The sequence below is a fragment of the Paenibacillus filicis genome, from assembly GCF_038070315.1.
Classification (GTDB): Bacteria; Bacillota; Bacilli; order Paenibacillales; family NBRC-103111; genus Paenibacillus_G; species Paenibacillus_G filicis.
The window spans coordinates 63,071-86,530 of sequence record NZ_JBBPCC010000020.1; the positions used below are offsets into that span (position 1 = coordinate 63,071).

The following is a 23,460-nucleotide window of genomic DNA, read 5'->3' on the forward strand; positions in this document are numbered from 1 at the left end:
GCGGTGTTTATGATGGGCTCGCTGCCTCATGACAATGTCATCCTGTTTCCCAAAACGGTAGAGTACTACCAGTATGAGCTTACCCGGCTGCTTGAGGCCGAGCGCTACGGGGAAGCGATGAAGCTGCTTGTCTTTCTGCTGGGCTGTCAGTCGGACGATGACACCGCCAGGGAAGAGTGGCAGTCGCTGCTGGACTGGATGCGTATGATGTTTCCCGATCTGGCTGCCGGCCAACCGGGAGAGGAGGAGACGGACGAGTCTGAGTCTGAGCTCCTGCGCGGTCACCTGCTCGCCCGAGGCGAAGAGGGACAGGCCTACGCGGAGCGTCTGCTGGAGACGATCCGCAGCGGACAGGCGCCTGACAAGCTGATGCTTGCGCTGGACCAGCTGGCTTTCCTGGAGCATGACGGGATCGACGAAGCGCTGATCCGGCAGCTCCGTGAGGGGGAGCTGCATCCGCTGATCCAGTTCAAGACGCTGCAGACGTTGAAGAAGAGAGGAGCTGCAGGCTCCGTTACTTTACATAAGAACGGCGAAAGCCTGGTCTGCGATATTGAGGATACGCCGGAGGATTTCGAACGCTTTCCTTCGCAGATTCAGGAGATTATTGCCCGCGTGCAGGAAATCAGCGAAGTCAAGCATCCTGCGCTGTCTTATTTTGCCTCGCAGACGTGGAATGAATTTCTTGCCTATATCTATGGGACCTCGGCTTACCGGCAGATGCTGAGGCAGGAAGCGTCCTGTATCGACGTGTGGGCAGCCGCTCTGCATCTGACGCTGCTGGAGCGCGTATTCGACGGGGGCGACAGAGAAGAATTGCTGGAGCTCTACGGGATCACCTCCGACCTGATTTTTCAGTGGGAGCAGGCTTACCGGATTATGCAGCAGTTCGCGTCAAGGGTGTTCACACGCAGATTGTAGGGGATTTCCGGGGAATGAATACCTGGAGAGCGAACCATCTTGAAAACAGCAGGCATTATGGGTATAATATAATGGTTATATTGGCGGCTTGTCCGTATAACGGAACTAGGCAGCCAGGACGTGAAAATTGATTATCGACCATTTTTGGAGGGGAAGGCATAAAATGAAAGCAAGTTGGGAAAAAATAGAGAAGAACGTTGGAGTTCTTGACATCGAAGTGGATGCGGAGCAGGTAGCCGAAGCTTTGGACAAGGCGTTTAAGAAAGTTGTAGCTAAGGTTAACGTTCCAGGATTCCGTAAAGGTAAAGTGCCTCGCTCGATTTTCGAATCGAAGTTCGGCGTAGAAAGCCTGTACCAGGATGCACTCGACATCATCGTACCGGATGCTTATGTGGCAGCCGTACAAGAAACGGGCATCGTGCCGGTTGACCGTCCTGAAGTGGACGTGGAGCAATTTGCCAAAGGACAAATCCTGAAGTTCAAAGCTAAGGTTGTCGTTAAACCTGAAGTTGAACTGGGCGAGTACAAAGGCATCGAGCTCGAAGCTGGCGACGCCAGTGTATCCGAGGAAGAAGTTGCAGCTGAGCTGGAGCGTCTCCAAAGTCGTCATGCTGAGCTCGTTCCTGTCGAAGAAGGCGAAGCGCAAAATGGCGACGTTGTTGTCATCGATTTCGAAGGCTTCGTAGACGGCGTAGCTTTCGAAGGCGGACAAGCTGAGCGTTACTCGCTGGAGCTGGGTTCCGGCAGCTTCATCCCTGGGTTCGAGGAGCAAGTGGTAGGTCTGGCCAAAGACGGCGAGAAGGACGTTACGGTAACTTTCCCTGAGAACTACCATGCGGAAGAGCTGAAGGGCAAAGAAGCTGTATTCAAAATCAAGCTGCATGACATCAAGCGCAAAAACCTGCCGGCTCTGGACGATGAGTTCGCCAAAGACGTCAGCGAATTCGAAACGCTGGATGAGTACAAGGCCGATCTGTCTGCGAAGCTTGGCGAGCGCAAGCAAGCTGAGAACAACAGCAAAAAAGAAGCGGACGCTGTAGAGAAAGTTGCAGCAGCAGCCCAAGTGGAAATTCCACAAATCATGGTTGACGACGAAGCTGAGCAAATGGTTAAAGAATTCGAGAACCGTCTGCGTTCCCAAGGCATGAACCTGGAGATGTACTATCAGTTCTCCGGCCAAACGTCCGAAGACCTGAAAGGCCAAATGGCAGGCGATGCTGAGAAGCGCGTACGCAACAACCTCGTGCTCGAAGCCGTTGCCAAAGCGGAAGGCCTCGAAGCCTCCGAAGAGGAAATCGAAGCCGAGCTGAACAACCTGGCTGGCGCGTACGGCCGCTCCGTTGACGAGATCCGTGCGATCTTCTCGCAAAACGGAACGCTGGCTACGCTGGTTCAAGATGTCGTGGCACGCAAAGCGGTTAAATTCCTGGTAGATAACAGCAAAACGGCTTAAGCGTTCTTTTCTTAAGGCGCAACATAGACAACAAGGGCACGTGTATTCCTATGCGTGCCTTTGTTTTGTAGATGCGCCCGGATTTTCGCTCCACGCTCCAACGACATAGGATTACGTCTTCACCCAGCTACATACATATGAGTTACAACCTGCTGTCCGCTCCGTCTGGGGCGGACAGCCCTATCGGATCGGGAGTGCCATAAGCCCTCGTCCGGGATATGACTTTGGAAGTCAAACGTGTTACAATATGGCGTAAGGCGAAATTTTGCTTTGCATTCTTTAGAAGTAAAGGGGTTGGGACATTTGACTCTGGTACCTATGGTTGTGGAACAGGAAGGTCGGGGCGAACGATCTTACGATATTTATTCGCGTCTGCTCAAGGACCGCATTATTTTTCTGGGAAGCGCGATTGACGACGACGTCGCCAACCTGATCATCGCTCAGTTGCTTTTCCTGACTGCGCAGGATTCGGAGAAGGATATCAGCTTGTACATTAACTCTCCGGGCGGTTCGGTGACTGCCGGTATGGGTATATATGATACAATGCAGTTCATTAAGCCGGATGTATCCACGATTTGCGTCGGGATGGCGGCTAGCATGGGTTCTTTGCTGTTGACGGCAGGTGCCAAGGGCAAGCGCTTTGCGCTTCCGAACAGCGAGGTTATGATTCACCAGCCGCTGGGCGGTGTCCGCGGGCAAGCCTCGGATATCAAGATTCATGCGGACTGGATTATCAAGACGAAACAGAAGCTCAATCAGATTTACGTGGAGCGCACCGGTCAGCCCTACGAACGAATCGAACGCGACACGGACCGTGACAACTTCATGAGCGCTGAGGATGCCAAGTCTTACGGGCTCATTGATGCGGTTATCACTCGCAGTGATTTGACTTAGAAAAGGAGTGATCCCATGTTTAAATTTAACGATGAGAAAGGCCAGCTGAAGTGCTCGTTCTGCGGCAAGTCGCAGGAGCAGGTACGCAAGCTGGTCGCCGGTCCCGGCGTTTATATATGCGATGAATGCATCGAGCTTTGTACCGAAATCGTTGAGGAAGAATTGGGTCACGAGGAAGAACTCGATCTGAAGGATGTACCGAAGCCGATGGAAATCCGGGCCATTCTTGACTCTTACGTGATTGGGCAGGAGCAGGCGAAGAAATCGATGTCGGTAGCGGTATACAACCACTACAAGCGGATTAATTCGCAAGGCAGCAAGACGGACGAGGTCGAGCTGCAGAAGTCCAATATTGTGCTGGTCGGTCCTACAGGCAGCGGTAAAACGCTGCTGGCACAGACGCTGGCCAAAATTCTCAATGTTCCTTTTGCCATCGCGGACGCTACTTCTCTGACGGAAGCCGGCTACGTGGGTGAGGATGTCGAGAACATTCTGCTCAAGCTGATTCAGGCTGCCGACTACGACGTAGAGAAGGCTGAGCGCGGCATTATCTATATCGACGAGATCGATAAAGTAGCCCGCAAGTCCGAGAATCCGTCTATCACTCGTGACGTATCGGGTGAAGGGGTTCAGCAGGCTTTGCTGAAAATTCTCGAGGGTACGGTCGCTTCCGTTCCTCCGCAAGGCGGACGCAAGCACCCGCATCAGGAATTTATCCAGATCGATACGACGAACATCCTGTTTATTTGCGGCGGGGCGTTCGACGGTCTGGAGCAGATCATCAAGCGCCGGATCGGCAAAAAGGTGATCGGCTTCGGCACAGACGGCCACAAGGCCGACCTGAAGCCGGGCGAGTACTTGTCCCTTGTTCTGCCTGAAGATTTGCTCAAATTCGGTCTGATTCCTGAGTTTGTCGGCCGTCTTCCGGTTATCTCTACGCTGGAGCCGCTCGACGAAGCAGCATTGGTCCGTATTCTGACCGAGCCTCGCAACGCGCTGGTGAAGCAGTATCAGAAGCTGCTTGAAATCGATGGCGTGACGCTGGAGTTCGAATCCGAGGCGCTTGAGGAAATCGCCAAGGAAGCGATCAAGCGGAATACCGGAGCGCGTGGACTGCGTGCCATTATCGAGGGCATCATGCTCGAGGTGATGTACGAAGCGCCATCGCGTACGGAGTCGTCCAAGTGCGTCGTAACGAAAGAAGCGGTACAGGAGAAAATCGCTCCGCCGATCACGGCGCTCGATGCTCCACCGGTCAAGAAGAAGGAAGAAAGCGCGTAAGCGCCTTGAATGTAAACAAACCAGACACCTCCAATTTGCGGGCGGAACCCCTTTTCATCGAAGGCGAGTTTCGCCTTGTGAAGCGGAGGATTTTGGGTTCATGGGAGAGAAAAACTGACATGTTCCACAGAGCGGAAACGATTCCGGTTAAAGTCGGCAACTTGACCATCGGGGGAAGCAACGAGGTCATCATTCAAAGCATGTGCACGACCAAAACGGCTGATGTGAAAGCAACCGTGGCAGAGATTCATCGTTTGGAGGAAGCCGGTTGCCAGATTGTACGCGTAACGGTCAACAACAAGGAGGCCGCCGAAGCGATCAAGGAAATTAAGAAGCAGATTTCCATTCCGCTTGTGGCGGATATTCACTTCGACTACCGGCTTGCGCTGCTGGCCATCGAGAACGGCATCGATAAGGTCCGGATCAACCCGGGCAACATCGGCCGCCGTGAGAAGGTGGAGGCGGTCGTCAAGGCGTGTAAGGAGAGGGGGATTCCAATCCGGATCGGCGTTAACGCCGGCTCGCTGGAGAACCATCTGCTGGAGAAGTACGGCTATCCGACGCCGGAAGCGATGGTGGAGAGCGCGCTGTACCATATCGGTATTCTGGAGGAGCTGGATTTCCACGATATTATCGTGTCCCTGAAGGCATCCGATGTGCCGATGGCCATCGCAGCTTATACGCAGGCAGCTTCGGCATTCCGCTATCCGCTGCATATGGGGATTACCGAAGCCGGAACCTTGTTCTCCGGTACGGTCAAGAGCGCTGCCGGTCTCGGAGCCCTGCTGAGCATGGGACTAGGCTCTACCATTCGTATCTCGCTGAGTGCGGACCCGGTCGAAGAGGTTAAGGTATGCCGCGAGCTGCTGAAGTCCTTCGGTCTGATTACGAACGCGGCTACACTGGTATCCTGCCCGACCTGCGGCCGTCTGGACATTGACTTGTTCTCGATAGCCAATGAAGTCGAGGCGTACATCTCCAAGCTGAAGGTGCCGATCAAGGTATCCGTGCTGGGCTGCGCCGTGAACGGCCCGGGTGAAGCGCGCGAAGCCGATATCGGCATTGCCGGCGCCCGCGGCGAAGGCATGCTGTTCCGCTACGGCGAGATGATCCGCAAGGTACCGGAGGCTGAACTGCTGTCCGAGCTGAAGAAGGAAATCGACATCATCGTCGAGCACTTCGAGCGCACGGGCGAGATTCCGGGACGTAAGCATCATGCTGGGGTGTAAACGGCTTCCCAGAAGATGATAACGAAAGCTCATGAAGAATACTCCCTTTTAGGTGACGGATCAAGGACATCGTTGTTCAGATGCACTTGACACGTCTGCCTGAAAGGGAGTTTTTGGTGTGCAGCCACAATATTCGGGCTGGCCTTGTTTGATGGTCGTTATACGATGGCGGTAACCAAGAGAACGCGGGAGCTCTGACCCTGATATCACAAGCGAAGCTATGGAGTTGGAACCCTCGTCCTTGTTCGCAGGCATATAATTAATTCGAAGCCTGAGGGATAGCTCCGTGAGGAATGTTAAGCAGCTCTTCGCTTGTTTTCCACAGCGACTCTGCCAGTTCGGGGTCAATGGCCCAATTGCGTACCCCTTTGCGCATACTATAATCATCAGGAACAATCTCTGCTATATCGCAGTCCTCGCAGTATACGCCGCCTTTTCCTTCCAAGATAGGATTCGCTGCACACCAGACCGTTGTGGCAGCACCTTCCTCGATGGTTTTAAACCCTTCAGGTTGGATAAAGCTTCCTGAGGCATCACGATGAACGCCCCAAAGTGCGAGATCCTCATCCGATATATGGCGGGTCAAGCCTGTCAAGATACCTCCCGGATGGACAGCAAATGCTCGGATCCCATGCTCTTTCCCGCGTTTATCCAATTCAATGGCCAAAAGTGAGCAAGCCGTTTTAGATTGTCCGTACGAAATGCCCCAGTGATAAGGTCTAGTATTAAAGTTAAGATCACTCAAATCGATCTGCCCATCCATGTGGCCAATGGAGGAAAGGGAGACTACCCGAGCGCTGCCTGATTTTTTCAATGCCTCCCAGACTCTAACAGTCAATTGAAAATGACTCAAATAATTGGTTGCCAGCTGACTGTCATATCCACGGAAATCTTTACTTTCTGGTGGAGCAGTAACACCCGCATTATGAATGAGAATATCAAGCTGGCGATCGGACTTTAGAAATTCGGAAGCAAATGCATCGATGGATGCTGGATCGGAAAGATCTAATTGAAGGACTTCTACGTTTTTGAAAAGACTTACATTCTGCAGTGCTTGCTGCACATGGCGAGCTCCGACAATAACTGTAGCTCCGGCTTCCGAGAGTACCCTTGTAGTTTCAAGTCCAATGCCTCCGTGGCCGCCTGTTATCATGGCTACTTTCCCGTGAAGATCACGCCCAGCTAAAGCTTCCTGTGCAGTAGTATGAAATCCGAAACCTGATAGTAATGGCTTTTGTTCTGTACGCATTGGTTGTAGTGCGCTCCTTTTTAAGTTCAGTTAAACAACTAGACAAATATTGATAAATGTCTATTTGTATATAATAAACGAGTGGACAGTTATTGTAAAGTGTCTATATAATAATAAGACAGAAAATCTAGATTGGAGCGGCGTTGGATGGATGATCAAAAGAAGCTTCATATTATTTCGACCGCGCTTGAGGTGTTTTTCAAATATGGCTATAAGCGTGTATCGATGAATGATATCGCTCAGGCAGCTGGAATCTCACGGGCGGGTCTTTACTTATTTTTCAAGAGTAAAGAGGAAGTTTTTAGCTCAACGATTCTTTTCAATGGGGACAGCCTGATTGAGGAAATACAAAAAGGGCTGCCGCAGAGGAGCACACCCGAAGAAAAAATCTTTTATGCTTTTGAGGTTTGGGCGATCAAGATATTTGATCAGGCCCTACATTCACTGGAAATTAGAGAAATTACGGACAGCTCCTATGAATTTGCCCGTGAAGCGTTAGACATGAGCTATAAGAAATTTGAATGGGTACTGGCTTCTCTGATACAAGAACACTTCGAACGTCATGAAATACGCAAAGGGCTAACTCCCCAGCAGCTGGCTTATCTATTAACAAGCTCTTTACGCGGTTTCAAGATCGTCGCTAAAAATTCGGATGAGCTGCGGCAATTAATTCGGCAACTAGTCGAAGTTATTTTAGTACCGTAGCACGAGTGGCAGCAGCCTTATACGATGTTTAGTCTTGGTCTTCTCAATAGCTGACCGCGGTTTGTAGGAGAACCCGGGCAGTTTTTTTGCTGCGCAAAAACGACTCCCACATCATCATCGGCTTCAGGCTGCAGCGTTCCCCACAGTATTTTTTGCACCGCCTGTGTACACCGGTCATGCGATCATCGACACACTCTCGGTAGCTTAGGGTTGCAGTGCTTTGTCTCTCCCATGTCTGCATAGTTTTGCCGGGTTTAGCAAACAAATAAAGCTATGGGCTAAATCCTAGGAAATGAGGCGAGCATCTTGAATCTGAAATCTGCTGCACTTCTAATGGCCTCCTTGTGGATGGCTGCTTGGATATCTCCTCCGGCAACGGTTGCCTCTCCATTGAAGCCTAAGGCTGCCGAAGAGACACCTGACATTCGCCGCGTGGCGCTGGTCATCGATGACTTCGGTAATGATATGCAAGGCACCACGCAGATGATGGAGCTTTCCGTTCCTTTCGCGGCGGCTGTCATGCCTTTCTTGCCTACAACCAAGCGGGATGCCGAATGGGCGCACCGGATCGGGCAGACAGTGCTGGTGCATGTTCCGATGGAGCCGAATAAGGGCAAGCCGGAATGGCTCGGACCCGGAGCCATCACCGTCAACCTGACGGATGAGGAGGTTCGCCAGCGGATTATAGCAGCTATCGAGGATGTCCCCCATGCCGTCGGCATCAATAATCATATGGGGTCCAAGGTAACTGCGGATGAGCGGATTATGCGGATCATCCTGACTGTATGCAAGGAAAAGGGGCTGTTCATGCTGGACAGCCGTACGACTGACAAGAGTGTAGTTGGCAAGTTGGCGGCTGAGCTAGGGGTTCCGACGGCAGCCAATAATATGTTTATGGATGATGTATATACCCGCAGCCATATCGCCAAACAAGCTGTTAAGCTGCAGAAGCTGGCGGCAAGCCAGCCAAATACCATCGTCATAGGTCATGTGGGAGCTCCCGGGAAGCATACATCTGATATCTTGAAGCAAACGATTCCCAGCATCCAGCAAGCGGGAGCCAAATTTGTCCCGATCTCCGAGATGATGCATTAAACTCGGGATCGGGATTCGCTACTTACCTTTGAAGAGTCAAAAGAAGTTAGGGCTGTGAGCCCTTCTCCTGTTCTTTCAGGTAAGCAACCACGCCTTCAGCTACCTTGACGGCCAAGGCCTGCTGGCCTTCGGAGCTGGTCAGCAACGCCCGGTCCTCGGCATTGGTCAGAAAGCCTACCTCGACAATGACGGTCGGCGCCTTCGAATATTTGAGCAGGTAGTAGGTCCGGCCATAAACCGGATCATGCTCAATGCCGTAATAGGCATTGAGTTTATTCTGCAGAGAGGAGGCGAGTGCTTTGCTGCGCTCGTCCTTTTGATGCAGAATGATCGCTCCGCGGGTGGAGGGGCGCTTGGCTGCATTGACATGCAGGCTGATCACGAGCTTGGGATTCACCTCATTGGCCATATGAGCCCGCTGGGCCAGGTCCTTGATATGCCGGGATTTGGATCGCAGCCACAAATTTTCGCCGCTGAGGGCGTAATCGTCAATACGGTTCATCAGCACCAGGTAGCCCTGCTGGCGAAGCAGCTCGTAGGTGCGCTTGGCAATAGACAGATTGATGTCTTTCTCTAGAATGTCTCCATAAAAGGTACCGCTGTCGATCCCTCCATGTCCTACGTCGATGACGATATCTACATCGGATAAAGCGGGATGATCGGTTTTGATTTCAGGCAAATAAAAGGAGTCCGGCATCGCCGCCCCCGAAGTAACGGCTGTGGGCAGGCAGAAAAGCAAGAAGCCGAAAACGGCAATCCGGCATAACGTTCGAACGGTTGGTTGGATCATAGTGGCTTCCTTTCCCGGAACTCCGGCTCGAGTAGTAAGGCTTGCCTTAGCATTTCCGAAAAAGTTTGTGTGTTATAGGGATTAATGCTGTCAGCAGAGGGCAATACTACCAATTATAGTTCGCAAGCAGGAGGGAGAAGGAAATAATGAATATCAGCTTGGTTTTAATGGTCATTCAGCTGTTTTTTGCCATTGTCATCGGTTTGTACTTTTGGAATTTGCTGCGCAATCAACAAACCAATCGTTCGGCCGTGGATAAGGAATCCAAGAAGGAATTGGAAAAGCTCCGCCGTCTGCGGGCGATTTCCTTGAATAAGCCGCTCGCGGAGAAAACAAGACCTCAGGCGATGGATGATATCGTCGGTCAGAAAGAAGGCTTACGTGCCTTGAAGGCCTCGCTATGCGGAGCTAATCCCCAGCATGTTATCGTATATGGCCCTCCCGGTGTCGGGAAGACGGCGGCGGCTCGCGTCGTCCTGGAGGAAGCGAAGAAAAATCCGGAATCGCCGTTCCGGCCCGACGCCAAGTTCACGGAAATCGATGCTACGACCGCGCGCTTCGACGAGCGGGGGATTGCGGACCCGCTGATCGGCTCCGTTCATGACCCGATTTATCAGGGTGCCGGCGCTATGGGAGTGGCGGGAATCCCGCAGCCCAAGCCGGGTGCCGTGACCAAGGCGCATGGAGGTATCTTGTTTATTGATGAAATCGGCGAGCTGCATCCGCATCAGATGAACAAGCTGCTGAAGGTGCTGGAGGACCGCAAGGTATTTCTGGAGAGCGCTTATTACAATTCGGAAGATACGAATGTGCCGAGCTATATCCATGATGTATTTCAAAATGGCTTGCCTGCCGATTTTCGGCTTGTCGGAGCGACAACACGCAATCCGTCGGACCTTCCTCCTGCGATCCGGTCGCGCTGCATGGAGATTTTCTTCCGTCCGCTGCTGCCCGATGAGATCGGCCAGATTGCTTCTAAGGCCTTGAAGAAAATCGGCTTCCCGGATAACCCTGCTGCGATCGAGGTCGTCAAGCGCTATGCGACCAACGGCCGGGAAGCGGTGAATGTGATTCAGCTGGCCGCCGGCATGGCCTTGACGGACCAACGGCGCGAGCTGACGGCGGCGGATGTGGAGTGGGTGGTCAATAGCTCCCAAATCTCGCCGCGGCCCGAGAAGAAAATTCAAAGCCGACCCGAAATCGGGCTGGTCAATGGTCTTGCAGTCTATGGTCCCAACATGGGCATGCTGCTCGACATTGAGGTCACGGCTATTCCTGCGGTTCAGCCGGGAGCCGGCCAGTTTACGATCACCGGCGTCGTCGATGAGGAAGAGATGGGCGGCGGCTCGCGGACACTGCGGCGTAAAAGTATGGCCCGCGGCTCGGTAGAGAATGTGCTGACGGTGCTGCGGCGGAAAAATCTGAGGCCCTACGATTATGATCTGCACATCAATTTCCCTGGGGGTATCCCGATTGATGGGCCTTCCGCAGGCGTAGCGATGGCAGTCGCGATCTCGTCGGCCATCAAGCAAATTCCCGTGGACAACCATATCGCCATGACGGGTGAGATCAGTATTCATGGCAAGGTGAAGCCGGTAGGTGGGGTGATCGCCAAGGTCGAAGCAGCTTTCCAAGCTGGCGCGACTAAGGTTCTGATTCCCCAAGAAAACTGGCAGGAAATCTTCGCCGGATTGAACGGCTTGGAGGTTGTCCCGATCGATTCCATCGAGGAGGCCCTTCATCAATCGCTCGGACTTCAATTCGTCGAGCGCACCGATCATGATCCGTTGATTACAGAGGGGACGGCTCCCGTTTCCGTGAAAATTTTGCATGCCGACGCGCTCGAGTAGAGCGCGTCTTTGTGTATTTGTGCACCCATTCCCACTTATAGCGCGGATGCGTTTGGGAGAAACTTCGTTAAGGATGGCTTCCTCCTCATTGGTGTTTTGTGAGTAATTTTGCTAAGATAAAGAAAGTATGAATGATGTGTGAAGAAATCAGCAAGTCAGTACAGTCTGGAGGTGCCGGGTTATGGGGCCGAGCAAACAAAAGATGCGCCGGTTGCCGCTGCTGCCGCTGCGGGGGCTGCTTGTGTACCCGAGTATGGTTCTGCATTTGGACGTAGGCAGAGAAAAGTCGGTCCGTGCGCTGGAAAAGGCGATGGTCGACGACAGCATGATTTTACTGTGCTCGCAGTCCGAGGTGAACATCGAGGAACCGAAGACTGAGGATATTTACCGGATTGGTACGATTGCCAAGGTTAGGCAGATGCTCAAGCTGCCCAACGGGACGATCCGCGTGCTGGTGGAAGGAGTCGTGCGTGCTGAAATCGCCGAATTCCTGACCAATGAGGAGTATTATGAAGTCAATGTTCGGGAGCTGCCGGAGCAGGAGACATCCGATCCGGAGATCGATGCGCTGATGCGTACGGTGCTGAATCAATTCGAGCATTATATTAATTTATCCAAGAAAGTGACGCCGGAGACACTCGCAGCGGTATCGGATATCGATGAGCCGGGCAGGCTGGCCGACGTGATCTGCAGTCATTTGTCCTTGAAAATTAAAGATAAGCAGGAAATTCTGGAGACGATCGACGTCAAGAAGCGGCTGGAAAAGCTGCTCGCCATCCTCAACAATGAACGCGAAGTGCTGGAGCTGGAGCGTAAAATCAGCCAGCGTGTCAAAAAGCAGATGGAGAAAACGCAGAAGGAGTACTATCTCCGCGAGCAGATGAAGGCGATCCAGAAGGAGCTTGGGGAGAAGGAAGGCCGCGCGGGAGAGGCCGATGAGCTGCGCAGCCAGCTCAGCGAAAGCGGAGTTCCCGAGAAGGTGCGCGAGAAGATCGAGAAGGAGATCGAGCGGCTGGAGAAAATGCCGGCTACGTCGGCAGAAGGCTCCGTCATCCGTAACTATATCGACTGGCTGCTCGGGCTGCCTTGGACACATACGACCGAGGATGACCTGGACATTCACAAGGCCGAGGAGATTCTGAATCAGGATCACTATGGGCTGGAGAAGCCCAAGGAGCGGGTGCTGGAGTATCTGGCCGTCCAGAAGCTGGTGAAGAAACTGAAGGGGCCGATTCTTTGTCTGGTCGGACCGCCCGGGGTCGGTAAAACATCGATTGCCCGTTCGATCGCCCGGTCACTCGGACGCGAATTCGTACGGATCTCGCTCGGCGGCGTACGTGACGAAGCCGAGATTCGCGGTCACCGGCGTACGTATGTCGGTGCCATGCCGGGGCGTATCATCCAGGGCATGAAGACGGCAGGTACGAGCAATCCAGTATTTCTGCTCGATGAGATCGACAAGATGGCGATGGACTTCCGGGGAGATCCGGCATCTGCGCTGCTTGAGGTGCTCGATCCGGAGCAGAACTCGACCTTCAGTGACCATTACGTCGAGGTGCCGTTCGATTTATCGAATGTTATGTTTGTAACGACGGCCAACGCGATTCATAATATTCCGCGGCCGCTGCTCGACCGGATGGAAGTGCTATACATCCCAGGCTATACGGAAATCGAGAAGCTGAACATCGCTCAGAATTATCTGCTGCCGAAGCAGAAGCGCGATCATGGCCTGGAGGACGGGCAGCTCGTTTATGAGGAAGCGGCTTTGATGCGGACCGTACGGGAGTATACCCGCGAGGCCGGCGTGCGGAATCTGGAGCAGCAGATCTCTTCGGTCTGCCGGAAGGCTGCCAAGCAGATCGTCGGAGGAACGCCTAGTGTCCATGTGACGACGGACAGCTTGAAGGATTTCCTGGGACCAGCCAAATTCCGCTTCGGCGTTGCCGAGGAGCGGGATCAGATCGGTGCGGTCACCGGTCTCGCCTGGACTGAGGTAGGCGGCGATACGCTGGTTATCGAGGTGACCGTCATGCCCGGCAACGGCAAGCTGACGCTGACAGGTAAGCTCGGCGACGTGATGAAAGAATCGGCTCAGGCTGCGTTCAGCTACACCCGGTCACGGGCGGATCAATTCCGCATCCAGCCGGATTTCCATGAGAAGTTCGATATTCATATTCATATCCCGGAAGGTGCAATACCTAAGGATGGGCCTTCCGCAGGGATTACGATGGGAACGGCGCTGATCTCGGCGCTGACGAATATTCCGGTATCCCGCAACGTAGCGATGACGGGCGAGATCACGCTGCGCGGGCGCGTCCTGCCGATCGGCGGACTGAAGGAGAAATGTCTGGCTGCACATCGCGCCGGCATCCGGACGATTATTTTGCCGAAGGACAACGAGAAGGATATCGAGGAAATTCCAGAAAGCGTGCGCCGCGAGCTAACCTTTTACCCGGTTTCCCATATGGATCAAGTGCTCGAGCATGCGCTCGTCAAGCCTGCGCGGGTGTAACAGGCGAATCGCATATAGCGTGTAAGCAGAGTGAAATGAATGGTAGAAATGAGTGAGTATCAATGAAGGTCAATCAGGCTGAGTTTATTATCAGCGCGGTTGGTCCGAGTCAGTACCCCGTGGATGCCTTGCCGGAGCTTGCTCTGGCAGGGCGTTCTAATGTCGGGAAGTCCTCGCTGATCAATCGGATGATCAACCGCAAGAATCTAGCTAGAACCAGCTCCAAGCCGGGCAAGACGCAGCAGCTGAATTACTACCGGATTAATCAAGATTTATATTTCGTCGATCTGCCCGGCTATGGCTATGCCCAAGTGTCCAAGACAGAACGTGAGAAGTGGGGCAAATTCATCGAGGCTTACCTGCGCGGCCGCGAGGAGCTCAAGCTCGTCCTGCAGATCATCGATCTGCGACATCCTCCGTCCAAGGACGACCAGGCGATGTACAACTGGCTCAAACACAACGGCGTGCCGGTCTGTATCGTCTCGACCAAGGCGGACAAGATTCCCAAGAGCAAGTGGCAGAAGCATGCCAAGATTGTCCGGGAGACGCTCGGAGCGGATAAGAATGATCCGTTCATTCTGTTTTCCTCCGAGCTCGGACTCGGCAAGGACGAGCTGTGGAGCGTGATTGAGCAGTATATCGGCTATGGTGTGGCCGATGAGACTGCCGGGGAGCCAGCAGCTGAAGCTCTGACCGATGCAGGAGAGTAATCGAGCACCTGGCTAGGCAATAGCATACGCATGGACCTTACCTGGACGGGTGAGGTCTTTTCGATTTGTCCCAAGGCCACTGCACCAATGAAGAGGAGACCCTGAACCGGTAAGGGCTCGAAGACCGCCAGAACCTTGGAAAGGCTTGCAACGCTTTGAATAGTGTTGTAAACGACGGCTTCCCAGTTAATAAAAACGGGCACGCACTAATCCGCCTTCATATTGCGCAGCAGGCAGAGAAAGGGACATCGGGAGGAAAACCGAGTATTCAGGTTGTTTTTTTCAATCTTTTCCGGTAAAAAGCGGATTTTTCTGATTTCCGGCGAAATACTCAGGGTCACAGACAGGAATATTAAATTAATATGTAGTATAATGTGTATAGAACAATACCAAAATCATTGAAGGCTTCAAGGTTCGAAACCGATGAATTGAGGGATTTTTATGGCAAATAGGTTAGCGACTGAATACGTCAAAACCTGCCTACAGTTAACGGAAGCTGAAATGAACAGCTTTATTCGGATGTTTAAGGACCATGGAGCTTCTATGCAAATTCAAGTTTTGGAAAACGGCAATCAAGAGGTGGTATTGGAGGATGACGCCGGTCAGGCTATCGTCCTGTCGTTCGAGCGTCATATGAACATGTACATCTGCCAAGGAACCTGCCGCATTCATAACAAAAATATCGTCAACGCCATGCGGAAAGCCGTGGCCCTGTTCAAGGGAGATGCGGTTGTTCACCGGATTTATGAAGGTTATAAGATGATCTATACGTATAAGCAAGGTTCGGTAGTGAAGATCACGGAAAATACCGATGCAGCAGAAAAAGTGGTCTACGAATACCGCGATACGCTGGGCCAGCTTGAGCGGCTCTTCCACAAAAACGAGGTGGAGGCTGAAATCGGTTCGATCCGGGGGCAAATCAACCAACTGCTGGATTTGAGAAATGAACAGCAGGACGAAGGTCTGCGCGAGCAGATCGACGGCCGCTTGAATAAGCTGACGCATCGCTTATTCGTACTCGAAGCCTAATCTTAGTCTATATATGAGCCATGCCCATCTGTCAGGAAACCCGCTTCCCAGTCTGTACGGGAGGGCGGGTTCTTTTCTGTCAAAAGGGCAGGTGGAGAGGGTGTCACAATAGCCAAGCTTCGTACATATTGTGCTCATGTGTGTCTGCGGAAAAATCTTCAAAATTTAGTTTCCCAAAAAGCATTGCATTTCTGGTCAATAGATGTTATTTTTATTTTCGTTGAAAACAAAATAGGAACCAGGATTCACTCAGGACATCGAATGTTACGAGAGATTGCTCCCTCGAGAAGTGAATGACGTAGGTCCTAGCGGATGAAATTTTCAAAACATTTTATTCCTAGGAAGGGGGAACCGAAAGATGGAATACTCAACTTTCGGAAGACACGTAGCTGTAGACGCATGGGGAGTTGATTTTGAGCTTCTCAACAGTGCAGAATGGCTACAGGCGCAAATGGTAGAAGCAGCTGAAGCATGTGGTGCAACTGTGATGTCGGTACAGTCCAAGCAATTTGAACCCCAAGGAGCAACGGTTCTCGTCTTGCTCTCGGAAAGTCATCTCTCCATTCATACGTATCCTGAGAGAGGATTCGCAGCACTAGATTGTTATACTTGCGGCGAGACGGTTGATCCCGGACTTGCGATCGAGTACATGCTGTCCGTGCTGAAGCCTGACACGGTACATGCGAAGAAAATTGTTCGTGGCATTGGCGAATTGCAAGTTGAAACACCGGTCATGCAGCAAGCTGAATGGATGAAGTAATCAGACACTCACATATGGTAGCCTCGGAGGTCACTCCGGGGTTATTTCTTTGCATGCAGTTCGGAAGCATGACTCTAAACATTGAATCATGACTCTAAACATTGAATTGAGAGCTTTAGAGAGGTATACGACGGGCATTTTCAGAGGAAACTAAAAATGGCAGGACCGACCTTTGTGCGGAACGTTAAAAAAGTTTTCATAAATATTGTCGAAGAACCGCACAGGGCTATGATATAATGAAGCTTGAATTTATGAGGAGGGGGCAGGTGAACCAGATGCATATCGTCGTGGCGGGCTTAAATTATCGGAAGGCACCCGTTTCTATTCGCGAAAAATTCACATTCGCCGAACATGATTTGCCGTTGGCGCTGCAAGAACTAAAAGCAACCAGGAGCGTGATGGAATGCGTCGTCGTGGGCACCTGTAACCGGACGGAATTGTATGTTGCGGTCGATACGCAGCATCTGTGCGGCCATCACCTCAGAACCTTTATCGAGAAATGGTTCAATGTGCCCAAGGAGCAATTTAACCAATATCTATACATCTATGAGAATGAGCAGGCGATTGAGCATCTGCTGCGTGTGACGAGCGGTTTGGACTCGATGGTGATCGGCGAAACTCAGATTCTCGGCCAGATGCGGGATGCATTCCTGCTGGCGCAGCAGCTCAAAACAACGGGTGTGCTGTTCAATACGCTGTTCAAGCAAGCGATCACGATGGCCAAGCGGGCGCATTTCGAGACGGGGATTGGCGAGAATCCGGTTTCGGTCAGCTATGCGGCGGTAGAGCTGGGCAAGCGGATCTTCGGCAGCTACGAGAACAAGAAGGTGCTGATTATCGGGGCGGGCAAGATGAGCGAGCTTACGGTCAAGCATCTCCGCAGCAGCGGTGCCAGCAAGGTGATCGTCGTTAACCGCACCTTAAGCCGTGCCCAAGAGCTGGCAGAACGTTTCGGAGGCGTGGCAAGTACGATGGACAAGCTGTCGCTCCACCTGGAGGAAGCTGACATTGTCATCAGCTCGACCGGATCGGCGGGTTATGTGCTGACCGCCGAGCAAGTATCCTGTATTCTGCAGCGGCGTAGGTCCCGGCCGCTGTTCATGATGGATATTGCCGTTCCGCGGGACCTGGATCCTCGTCTCGGCGACATGCCGAACGTATTTCTGTACGATATCGACAATTTGCAATCGTTGGTGAATGCCCATATGGAAGAGCGACATAAAGCGGCTGTCCAGATTGAGGAAATGATCAAAACCGAGCTGGCAGCTTTCGAGCAATGGTCCAGAACGCTAGGTATCAGCCCTGTCATCCAGGCGCTGCAGTCCAAGGCATCCGTGATTCATGAGGAGACCATGGACAGCCTTATGAAGAAGCTGCCTGAGCTGGATGAGCGCGAGCTCAAAGTCATCAGCAAATTAACGAAAAGCATCGTCAATCAGATGCTGCGCGATCCGATCGTCCGCATCAAAGAAATGGCCGCTGAGCGTCACGGAGACGAGGCGCTGGAGATGTTCACGAAAATCTTTGCTCTCGAGGAGCAATTGGATGGGCAGAAACAGGCGGAGCAAGAACTGCGGCAGCGGGAAGCGGAGGCTGCGCAAGAGCGCGCCAAAGAGGATTTGCTTGCGAAAGTGCGAGTATCCGTGCCCGGCGACATGCTGGCTAAGGCCTGATCCGGAAAGGATAGACCATGGTCACCCAAACCTGGTTTTACGATGCAATACTTTATATGTATGCCCTGAGCCTCCTGTTTTACTTCGCGGATTTCAGCAATCCGAACCGAAGCGCCAAACGGATGGGGACAGGGTTGCTTCTTTTTGTATGGGTTTTGCAGACAGGCTATCTGATCTCCAGCCTGGCGGCCCATGCCAGCTTATCCGCGTTCTCGATGTTTGAGACGCTGTTTATATTCGCGTGGCTGCTTGTGACCGTGTCACTGGCGATCAGCCGGTTTTTCCGGATCGAGCTGTTTGTGTTTTTCGTGAACGTACTGGGGTTTGCGGTACTGGCACTCAATATGTTCTCCAAGCCGGGCTTGTCGCCTGCGCTGTCTCACTGGAATATTAAGGACGAGCTATTGTTCATCCATATCTCGCTGGCGGTGGCCGGGTATGCGGCTTTCGTCGTATCGGCCGTTTTCTCGGGCATGTATCTGTTCCTGCACCGCAGGCTGAAGGAGAAAAAGTGGTCGCAGCGGATGCAGCGTCTGCCAAGTCTGGAGCGGATGGATCATTTTGCATTCGTATCGGTACTCATCGGCGCTCCGCTCATGCTGATGACGATCTCGCTGGGCATTGTCTGGATCTCCATCCAAGGGGACTACGCGCTGTTTCTGGATCCGAAGGTGTTGAATTCATGGTTTGTGCTGCTGGCTTACGTGTTTTATTTGTTCCAGCGGATGCTGTTGAAGTCGCCGGGCAACCGGCTGGCGTTGTGGAATTTGGGGGCCTTCGTGATTATGCTGGCTAACTTTGTATTAACCAACTACTACTCGACCTTCCATCAGTGGTCGTAGGGAAAGCAGGCCTCAGAGATGACGTTATACTATCCGGTCATGCTGCGGCTGGAAGGGAAGCTCTGCTGTGTGGTCGGCGGTGGCAGAGTAGCCGAGCGTAAAGCAGCCGGGCTGCTCAGGGCCGGTGCTGATGTAACCGTGATCAGTCCCCAGGTTACAGCGGAGCTGAGGCGGCTGGCTGGAGAAGGGCTGCTGCAATGGATAGACAGCCCCTTTGAGCGCGGGATGGCGGAGGCAGGAAAGGCGTCGCTGCTCTTCGCAGCAACCGATGACCCGGCTGTCAACGCTGCCGTTCGCGAGGAAGGTATCGCTCTCGGCATCTGGGTGAACGGAGCGGACGAGGCCGAGCATGGTGACTTCATGCTGCCTGCGGTGCTGAGGCAGGGTTTGCTGACCGTCGCCGTGTCCACGGCAGGCGCAAGCCCCGGGATGGCGCAGCTTGTCCGCGATGAGATTAGTGACTGGCTCGGCGATGGATATGACGCTTACCTGGAGGTACTGCTGGAGCTGAGGCTGGCCGTTCAGCAGCTCGTATCCGACTCCCGGGAACGCCAGTCGATGTTCCGCGGCATGCTGCAGTGGAATCTCAGGCCGCATATGAAGGATGGAGAGCGCTTGCCCGGGCCACTGTTCGAAGAGCTGATGAAGCGTCTGCATGGCGAACCTACAGCGGATGGGATTCGAAGGATCGGGACATGGCTCGAAGAATTGGGAAAGCACGACTATACATAAAAACGGGGGGGCAATCATCGATGCGGAAGATCGTAATAGCAACGAGACAAAGCACGCTGGCGTTAACGCAGGCTGAGCAGGTGATGGAGCATCTGCGGAAGCTGTGCGCCGAGCATGCCATAGAAGCGGAATTCGAGATCAAGAAAATCGTGACAAGGGGCGACCGGATTCTCGACGTGACCTTGTCCAAAGTAGGCGGCAAAGGACTGTTTGTGAAGGAAATCGAGCAGGCGCTGCTGGATGGCGAGGCGGACATCGCTGTACACTGCTTGAAGGATATGCCCTTTGAGCTGCCGGAAGGGCTGGTGCTCGGAGCCATACCCGAGCGCGAGGACCCGCGCGATTGTCTGATTATGCGGGACGGCTACGGACTGGACGACCTGCCTCAGGGCGCAAAGGTAGGCACCAGCAGCCTGCGCAGATCGAGCCAGCTCCAGCATGCGCGTCCCGATCTGCAGATCGAGCCGGTGCGCGGGAATATCGATTCCAGGCTGCGCAAGCTGGAGACGGAAGGCTTCGATGCGATCGTGCTGGCGGTAGCCGGGCTGAACCGCTTGGGCCTGCAGGACCACATCTCCGCCTACCTGGAGCCGGAGCTTTCCCTGCCGGCCGTGGGCCAAGGAACGCTTTGCATGGAGTGCCGCAGCGACGACGAGTTCGTGCTGAATCTGCTCGCCAAGTACAGCCATGAGGAAACGGCAATCGTCTCCGAGGCTGAGCGCACTTTCCTTGGCAAGCTGAACGGCGGCTGTCAGGTGCCGATCGGCGCTTATGCGAAGCTGACAGGGGAGCTGGACGGACAACGGCGTCCGCGTATCGAATTGACCGGCATGGTCGGCTCGCCGGATGGCAAGCAGATTTTGAAGGACACCGTCACCGGCTATGACCCGGAATTGCTTGGAACGAGTCTGGCTGAGATCTTGATCGGCCGGGGAGCGGCCGAGCTGCTGGATGCTGCCCGGGAGTAGCGGCGGCATATCAGAGAGAGAGATAATCAGGGTGAGGGGAGAAAGCGTCTCATGAGCAACGTAACCGTTTATTTGGTAGGAGCGGGTCCCGGCGACCCGAAGCTCATCACGCTGCGCGGACTGGAGGCGATCCAGCGGGCCGATGTTGTTGTCTATGACCGGCTTGCCAATCCGAGATTGCTCCGGCACATGAAACGGGGAGCGGAGAAAATTTTCGTCGGCAAGCTGCCGGACAAGCATATGATGAAGCAGGGAGAGATCAATCAGCTGCTGGTGGACCTCGCGCTTCAAGGCAAGACCGTGACGAGGCTGAAGGGCGGCGATCCGAGCGTGTTCGGACGTGTTGGGGAAGAAGCGGAGCTTCTCGCTGAGCACGGCATTCCCTATGAGATCGTACCGGGTATCACCTCTGCGATCGCTGTACCGGCCTATGCGGGCATTCCGGTGACCCATCGCGATTTCACGTCCTCTTTCTCGATCGTGACTGGACATGAATATAAGAACAAGACGTATTCCAGCGTTAACTGGCCCAATGTTGCGCAAGCGTCCGGAACGCTGATCTTCCTGATGGGCGTAGCCAACCTGGAGACGATCTGTGCGCAGCTGATGCAGGGCGGCAAATCCCCGGAGACCCCGGTAGCCCTGATCCGCTGGGGAACGTGGATGGAGCAGGAAACGCTGATCGGCACCTTGGCCGATATCGCGGAGAAGGTCCGGGCGGCCGGATTCCAGTCGCCTGCCGTCACGATCGTCGGCGAGGTCGTGAGGCTCCGCGATAAGCTGGCCTGGTTCGAGAAGAAGCCGCTGTTCGGGCGGCGTATTCTCGTAACACGGGCGCGCAGTCAGGCGAGCGAGCTGGTCAGCCAGATCGAGGAGCGGGGCGGCGAGGCGGTGGAGTTTCCGGTGATCCGTACGCAGCCGCCGAGCCGGCTGGAAGCGCGGGAGCTTCGCGACCAAGCGCTGGGGAGCCTTGGCACGTTCGACTGGGTCATCTTCACAAGTGTGAACGGGGTGGAGGCCTTCTTTGACCGCTTGAAGGAGCTGCGTCTGGATATCCGCTCCATGGCCGGTGCACGGTTGGTTGCTGTCGGACCTAAGACAGCGGCGGCTTTAGAAGAGAGAGGGCTGCTCGTCGAAGCCATCCCGCCGGTGTTCCAAGGCGATGCGCTGCTGGAGACGCTCGTTCCCCGCTTGAAGCAGGGAGAACGCGTGCTGCTCGCGACGGCGGATATCGCCCGTACGGCGATGCCCGAGAAGCTTCGGGAGCTGGGGATGGACGTCGTCAAAATCGATATTTACGAAAATGTGCTGGAGACGGAAGGCGGCGACGAGGTCGTCGGGCTGCTGCAGCAAGGCATGATTCATATCGTTACCTTTACGAGCTCATCGACGGTTACGAATCTCATTCAGGCGCTAAAGCGTCTTGAGGTGGAGGAGCCGCTGGAGCTGCTGAAGGGCTGCAAGATCGCCTGTATCGGGCCGCTCACGGCCCAAACGGCGGAGAAGCTGGGGCTGAAGGTCGATTATGTGGCGGACGAAGCTACAGTCGATTCCCTGGTCCACAGCATACTGGAGCCGTCCAATCCCGATTAATCTGTGCCGTCCGAGAACGGCAAGGAGGAGATTTACCATGAGTAGTTTTCCGATCATCCGAAACCGCCGGCTGCGTTCCTCGGCCGCTTTGCGCAATCTGGTGCGCGAGAACGCCGTGACGGTGAATGACTTGATCTACCCGATCTTCGTGACACATGGCACGAACGTGAAGGATGAAATTTCTTCGATGCCGGGCGTGTATCATTTCTCCCTGGACCGGCTTGAAGAGGAAATCCGCGAGATCGTGGCGCTGGGCATTCAGGCGGTGCTGCTGTTCGGCGTGCCGCACGACAAGGATGCACACGGCAGCTCGGCCTATGACCCTAACGGTATCGTGCAGCAGGCGACAAGGCTGATCAAGACTTGGGCGCCGCAGCTGCTGATCGTGGCCGATACCTGCCTGTGTCAATTCACGGATCACGGCCATTGCGGCGTGATCCATGTGGATGAGGCTAAGGGGAAAGCGGATGTGAAGAATGATCCTTCGCTGGAGCTGCTGACCCGGGCGGCCGTCTCCCAGGCGGAGGCCGGAGCGGATATTATCGCGCCTTCCAATATGATGGACGGCTTCGTCCATGCGATCCGTCAAGGCCTGGATGCAGCAGGGTATGAGGATGTACCGATCATGTCGTATTCGGTCAAGTACGCGTCCTCATTCTACGGGCCGTTCCGTGACGCCGCGCATTCGACGCCGCAATTCGGCGACCGCAAGACGTACCAGATGGACCCGGCCAATGCGAGAGAAGCGCTGCGCGAGGCGGAGAGCGATATCGCCGAGGGCGCCGACTTCCTGATGGTAAAGCCTGCGCTCGCTTATATGGATGTGCTGCGCATGCTGCGCGACCGCTATCAGCTGCCGCTGGTCGCCTATAACGTAAGCGCGGAGTATTCCATGGTCAAGGCCGCCGCAGCTCAGGGCTGGATCGACGAGCGGGCTGTCGTGCTGGAGACGATGGTCGGCTTCAAGCGCGCCGGCGCGGATCTCATCATTACGTATTTTGCCAAGGATATCGTTCGCTGGCTGCAAGCTTAGCCAGGTATCCCGGCTGCTCAACGTCCTGTTTCCTCTCGGGGAGCCAGGACGTTTTTTGCAGCCAGGCCGGGCAATGTCAAACTTTTGTCGGAAAACGAACCCGGTCATGCGTTGTTACCCGTTTCCAAATAGGGCATAATG

At 54.0% G+C, this 23,460-nt stretch carries 20 protein-coding genes; 18 read left to right on the forward strand and 2 right to left on the reverse strand.

Features of this window, described 5'->3' with window-relative positions; translation table 11 throughout:
* Positions 1-9: 9 nt before the first annotated feature.
* From WMW72_RS25730 to ispG, 5 genes are all read left to right on the forward strand, one after another.
* The gene (locus tag WMW72_RS25730; protein ID WP_341418446.1) at positions 10-921 is read left to right on the forward strand and encodes a hypothetical protein; all 912 of its coding nucleotides are present in this window, start codon (positions 10-12) and stop codon (positions 919-921) included.
* Positions 922-1,084: 163 nt separating this feature from the next.
* Entirely contained in the window at positions 1,085-2,374 is a 1,290-nt protein-coding gene (tig, locus tag WMW72_RS25735; RefSeq protein WP_341418447.1) for a trigger factor, read from the forward strand.
* Between the two features lie 303 nt (positions 2,375-2,677).
* The gene (clpP, locus tag WMW72_RS25740) at positions 2,678-3,268 is read left to right on the forward strand and encodes an ATP-dependent Clp endopeptidase proteolytic subunit ClpP (protein ID WP_341418448.1); all 591 of its coding nucleotides are present in this window, start codon (positions 2,678-2,680) and stop codon (positions 3,266-3,268) included.
* Between the two features lie 15 nt (positions 3,269-3,283).
* Positions 3,284-4,549, forward strand: a complete 1,266-nt coding sequence (gene clpX / locus WMW72_RS25745; RefSeq protein ID WP_341418449.1) for an ATP-dependent protease ATP-binding subunit ClpX — start codon at positions 3,284-3,286, stop codon at positions 4,547-4,549.
* Positions 4,550-4,668: 119 nt separating this feature from the next.
* Positions 4,669-5,778, forward strand: coding sequence for a flavodoxin-dependent (E)-4-hydroxy-3-methylbut-2-enyl-diphosphate synthase (gene ispG, locus WMW72_RS25750; RefSeq protein WP_341418450.1), 1,110 nt, complete (start codon positions 4,669-4,671; stop codon positions 5,776-5,778).
* 259 nt (positions 5,779-6,037) lie between these two features.
* On the opposite strand, the gene WMW72_RS25755 is transcribed toward ispG, so the two are convergent.
* Complete coding sequence (locus WMW72_RS25755; RefSeq protein WP_341418451.1) at positions 6,038-7,027, reverse strand: SDR family NAD(P)-dependent oxidoreductase; 990 nt, start codon at positions 7,025-7,027, stop codon at positions 6,038-6,040.
* A 147-nt stretch (positions 7,028-7,174) separates the two neighbouring features.
* Between WMW72_RS25755 and WMW72_RS25760 the strand changes: the two genes are divergently transcribed.
* Both WMW72_RS25760 and WMW72_RS25765 read left to right on the forward strand, forming a co-directional pair.
* Positions 7,175-7,732: a TetR/AcrR family transcriptional regulator gene (locus WMW72_RS25760; protein WP_341418452.1), complete on the forward strand. Its 558-nt coding sequence runs from the start codon at positions 7,175-7,177 to the stop codon at positions 7,730-7,732.
* A gap of 306 nt (positions 7,733-8,038) precedes the next feature.
* Positions 8,039-8,827, forward strand: coding sequence for a divergent polysaccharide deacetylase family protein (locus tag WMW72_RS25765; protein ID WP_341418453.1), 789 nt, complete (start codon positions 8,039-8,041; stop codon positions 8,825-8,827).
* A gap of 46 nt (positions 8,828-8,873) precedes the next feature.
* Here WMW72_RS25765 and WMW72_RS25770 read toward each other — a convergent pair whose 3' ends face one another.
* Complete coding sequence (locus tag WMW72_RS25770; protein ID WP_341418454.1) at positions 8,874-9,617, reverse strand: N-acetylmuramoyl-L-alanine amidase family protein; 744 nt, start codon at positions 9,615-9,617, stop codon at positions 8,874-8,876.
* Between the two features lie 146 nt (positions 9,618-9,763).
* Between WMW72_RS25770 and lonB the strand changes: the two genes are divergently transcribed.
* The 11 genes from lonB to hemB all read left to right on the forward strand — a co-directional run bounded on the left by lonB (position 9,764) and on the right by hemB (position 23,319).
* Positions 9,764-11,467, forward strand: coding sequence for an ATP-dependent protease LonB (gene lonB / locus WMW72_RS25775; RefSeq protein WP_341418455.1), 1,704 nt, complete (start codon positions 9,764-9,766; stop codon positions 11,465-11,467).
* 181 nt (positions 11,468-11,648) lie between these two features.
* On the forward strand, positions 11,649-13,979 hold the full coding sequence (gene lon / locus WMW72_RS25780) for an endopeptidase La (protein WP_341418456.1): 2,331 nt from the start codon (positions 11,649-11,651) through the stop codon (positions 13,977-13,979).
* 62 nt (positions 13,980-14,041) lie between these two features.
* The gene (gene yihA, locus WMW72_RS25785) at positions 14,042-14,689 is read left to right on the forward strand and encodes a ribosome biogenesis GTP-binding protein YihA/YsxC (RefSeq protein WP_341418457.1); all 648 of its coding nucleotides are present in this window, start codon (positions 14,042-14,044) and stop codon (positions 14,687-14,689) included.
* A 441-nt stretch (positions 14,690-15,130) separates the two neighbouring features.
* The gene (locus tag WMW72_RS25790) at positions 15,131-15,718 is read left to right on the forward strand and encodes a non-ribosomal peptide synthetase module (RefSeq protein ID WP_341418458.1); all 588 of its coding nucleotides are present in this window, start codon (positions 15,131-15,133) and stop codon (positions 15,716-15,718) included.
* A 358-nt stretch (positions 15,719-16,076) separates the two neighbouring features.
* Positions 16,077-16,478 carry an adenosylmethionine decarboxylase gene (gene speD / locus WMW72_RS25795; protein ID WP_341418459.1) on the forward strand — a complete coding sequence of 134 codons (402 nt, stop codon included), beginning with the start codon at positions 16,077-16,079 and terminating at the stop codon, positions 16,476-16,478.
* Positions 16,479-16,753: 275 nt separating this feature from the next.
* Positions 16,754-18,151 carry a glutamyl-tRNA reductase gene (gene hemA, locus WMW72_RS25800; RefSeq protein ID WP_341418523.1) on the forward strand — a complete coding sequence of 466 codons (1,398 nt, stop codon included), beginning with the start codon at positions 16,754-16,756 and terminating at the stop codon, positions 18,149-18,151.
* Positions 18,152-18,168: 17 nt separating this feature from the next.
* A complete protein-coding gene (locus WMW72_RS25805; protein ID WP_341418460.1) occupies positions 18,169-18,993 on the forward strand; it encodes a cytochrome C assembly family protein in 825 nt (274 codons plus the stop codon).
* An 18-nt stretch (positions 18,994-19,011) separates the two neighbouring features.
* Complete coding sequence (locus WMW72_RS25810) at positions 19,012-19,725, forward strand: precorrin-2 dehydrogenase/sirohydrochlorin ferrochelatase family protein (protein WP_341418461.1); 714 nt, start codon at positions 19,012-19,014, stop codon at positions 19,723-19,725.
* Between the two features lie 20 nt (positions 19,726-19,745).
* Positions 19,746-20,693: a hydroxymethylbilane synthase gene (gene hemC, locus WMW72_RS25815; protein ID WP_341418462.1), complete on the forward strand. Its 948-nt coding sequence runs from the start codon at positions 19,746-19,748 to the stop codon at positions 20,691-20,693.
* Between the two features lie 51 nt (positions 20,694-20,744).
* Positions 20,745-22,286, forward strand: a complete 1,542-nt coding sequence (cobA, locus tag WMW72_RS25820) for a uroporphyrinogen-III C-methyltransferase (protein ID WP_341418463.1) — start codon at positions 20,745-20,747, stop codon at positions 22,284-22,286.
* A 37-nt stretch (positions 22,287-22,323) separates the two neighbouring features.
* Complete coding sequence (gene hemB, locus WMW72_RS25825; RefSeq protein ID WP_341418464.1) at positions 22,324-23,319, forward strand: porphobilinogen synthase; 996 nt, start codon at positions 22,324-22,326, stop codon at positions 23,317-23,319.
* The last annotated feature ends 141 nt before the right edge of the window (positions 23,320-23,460 follow it).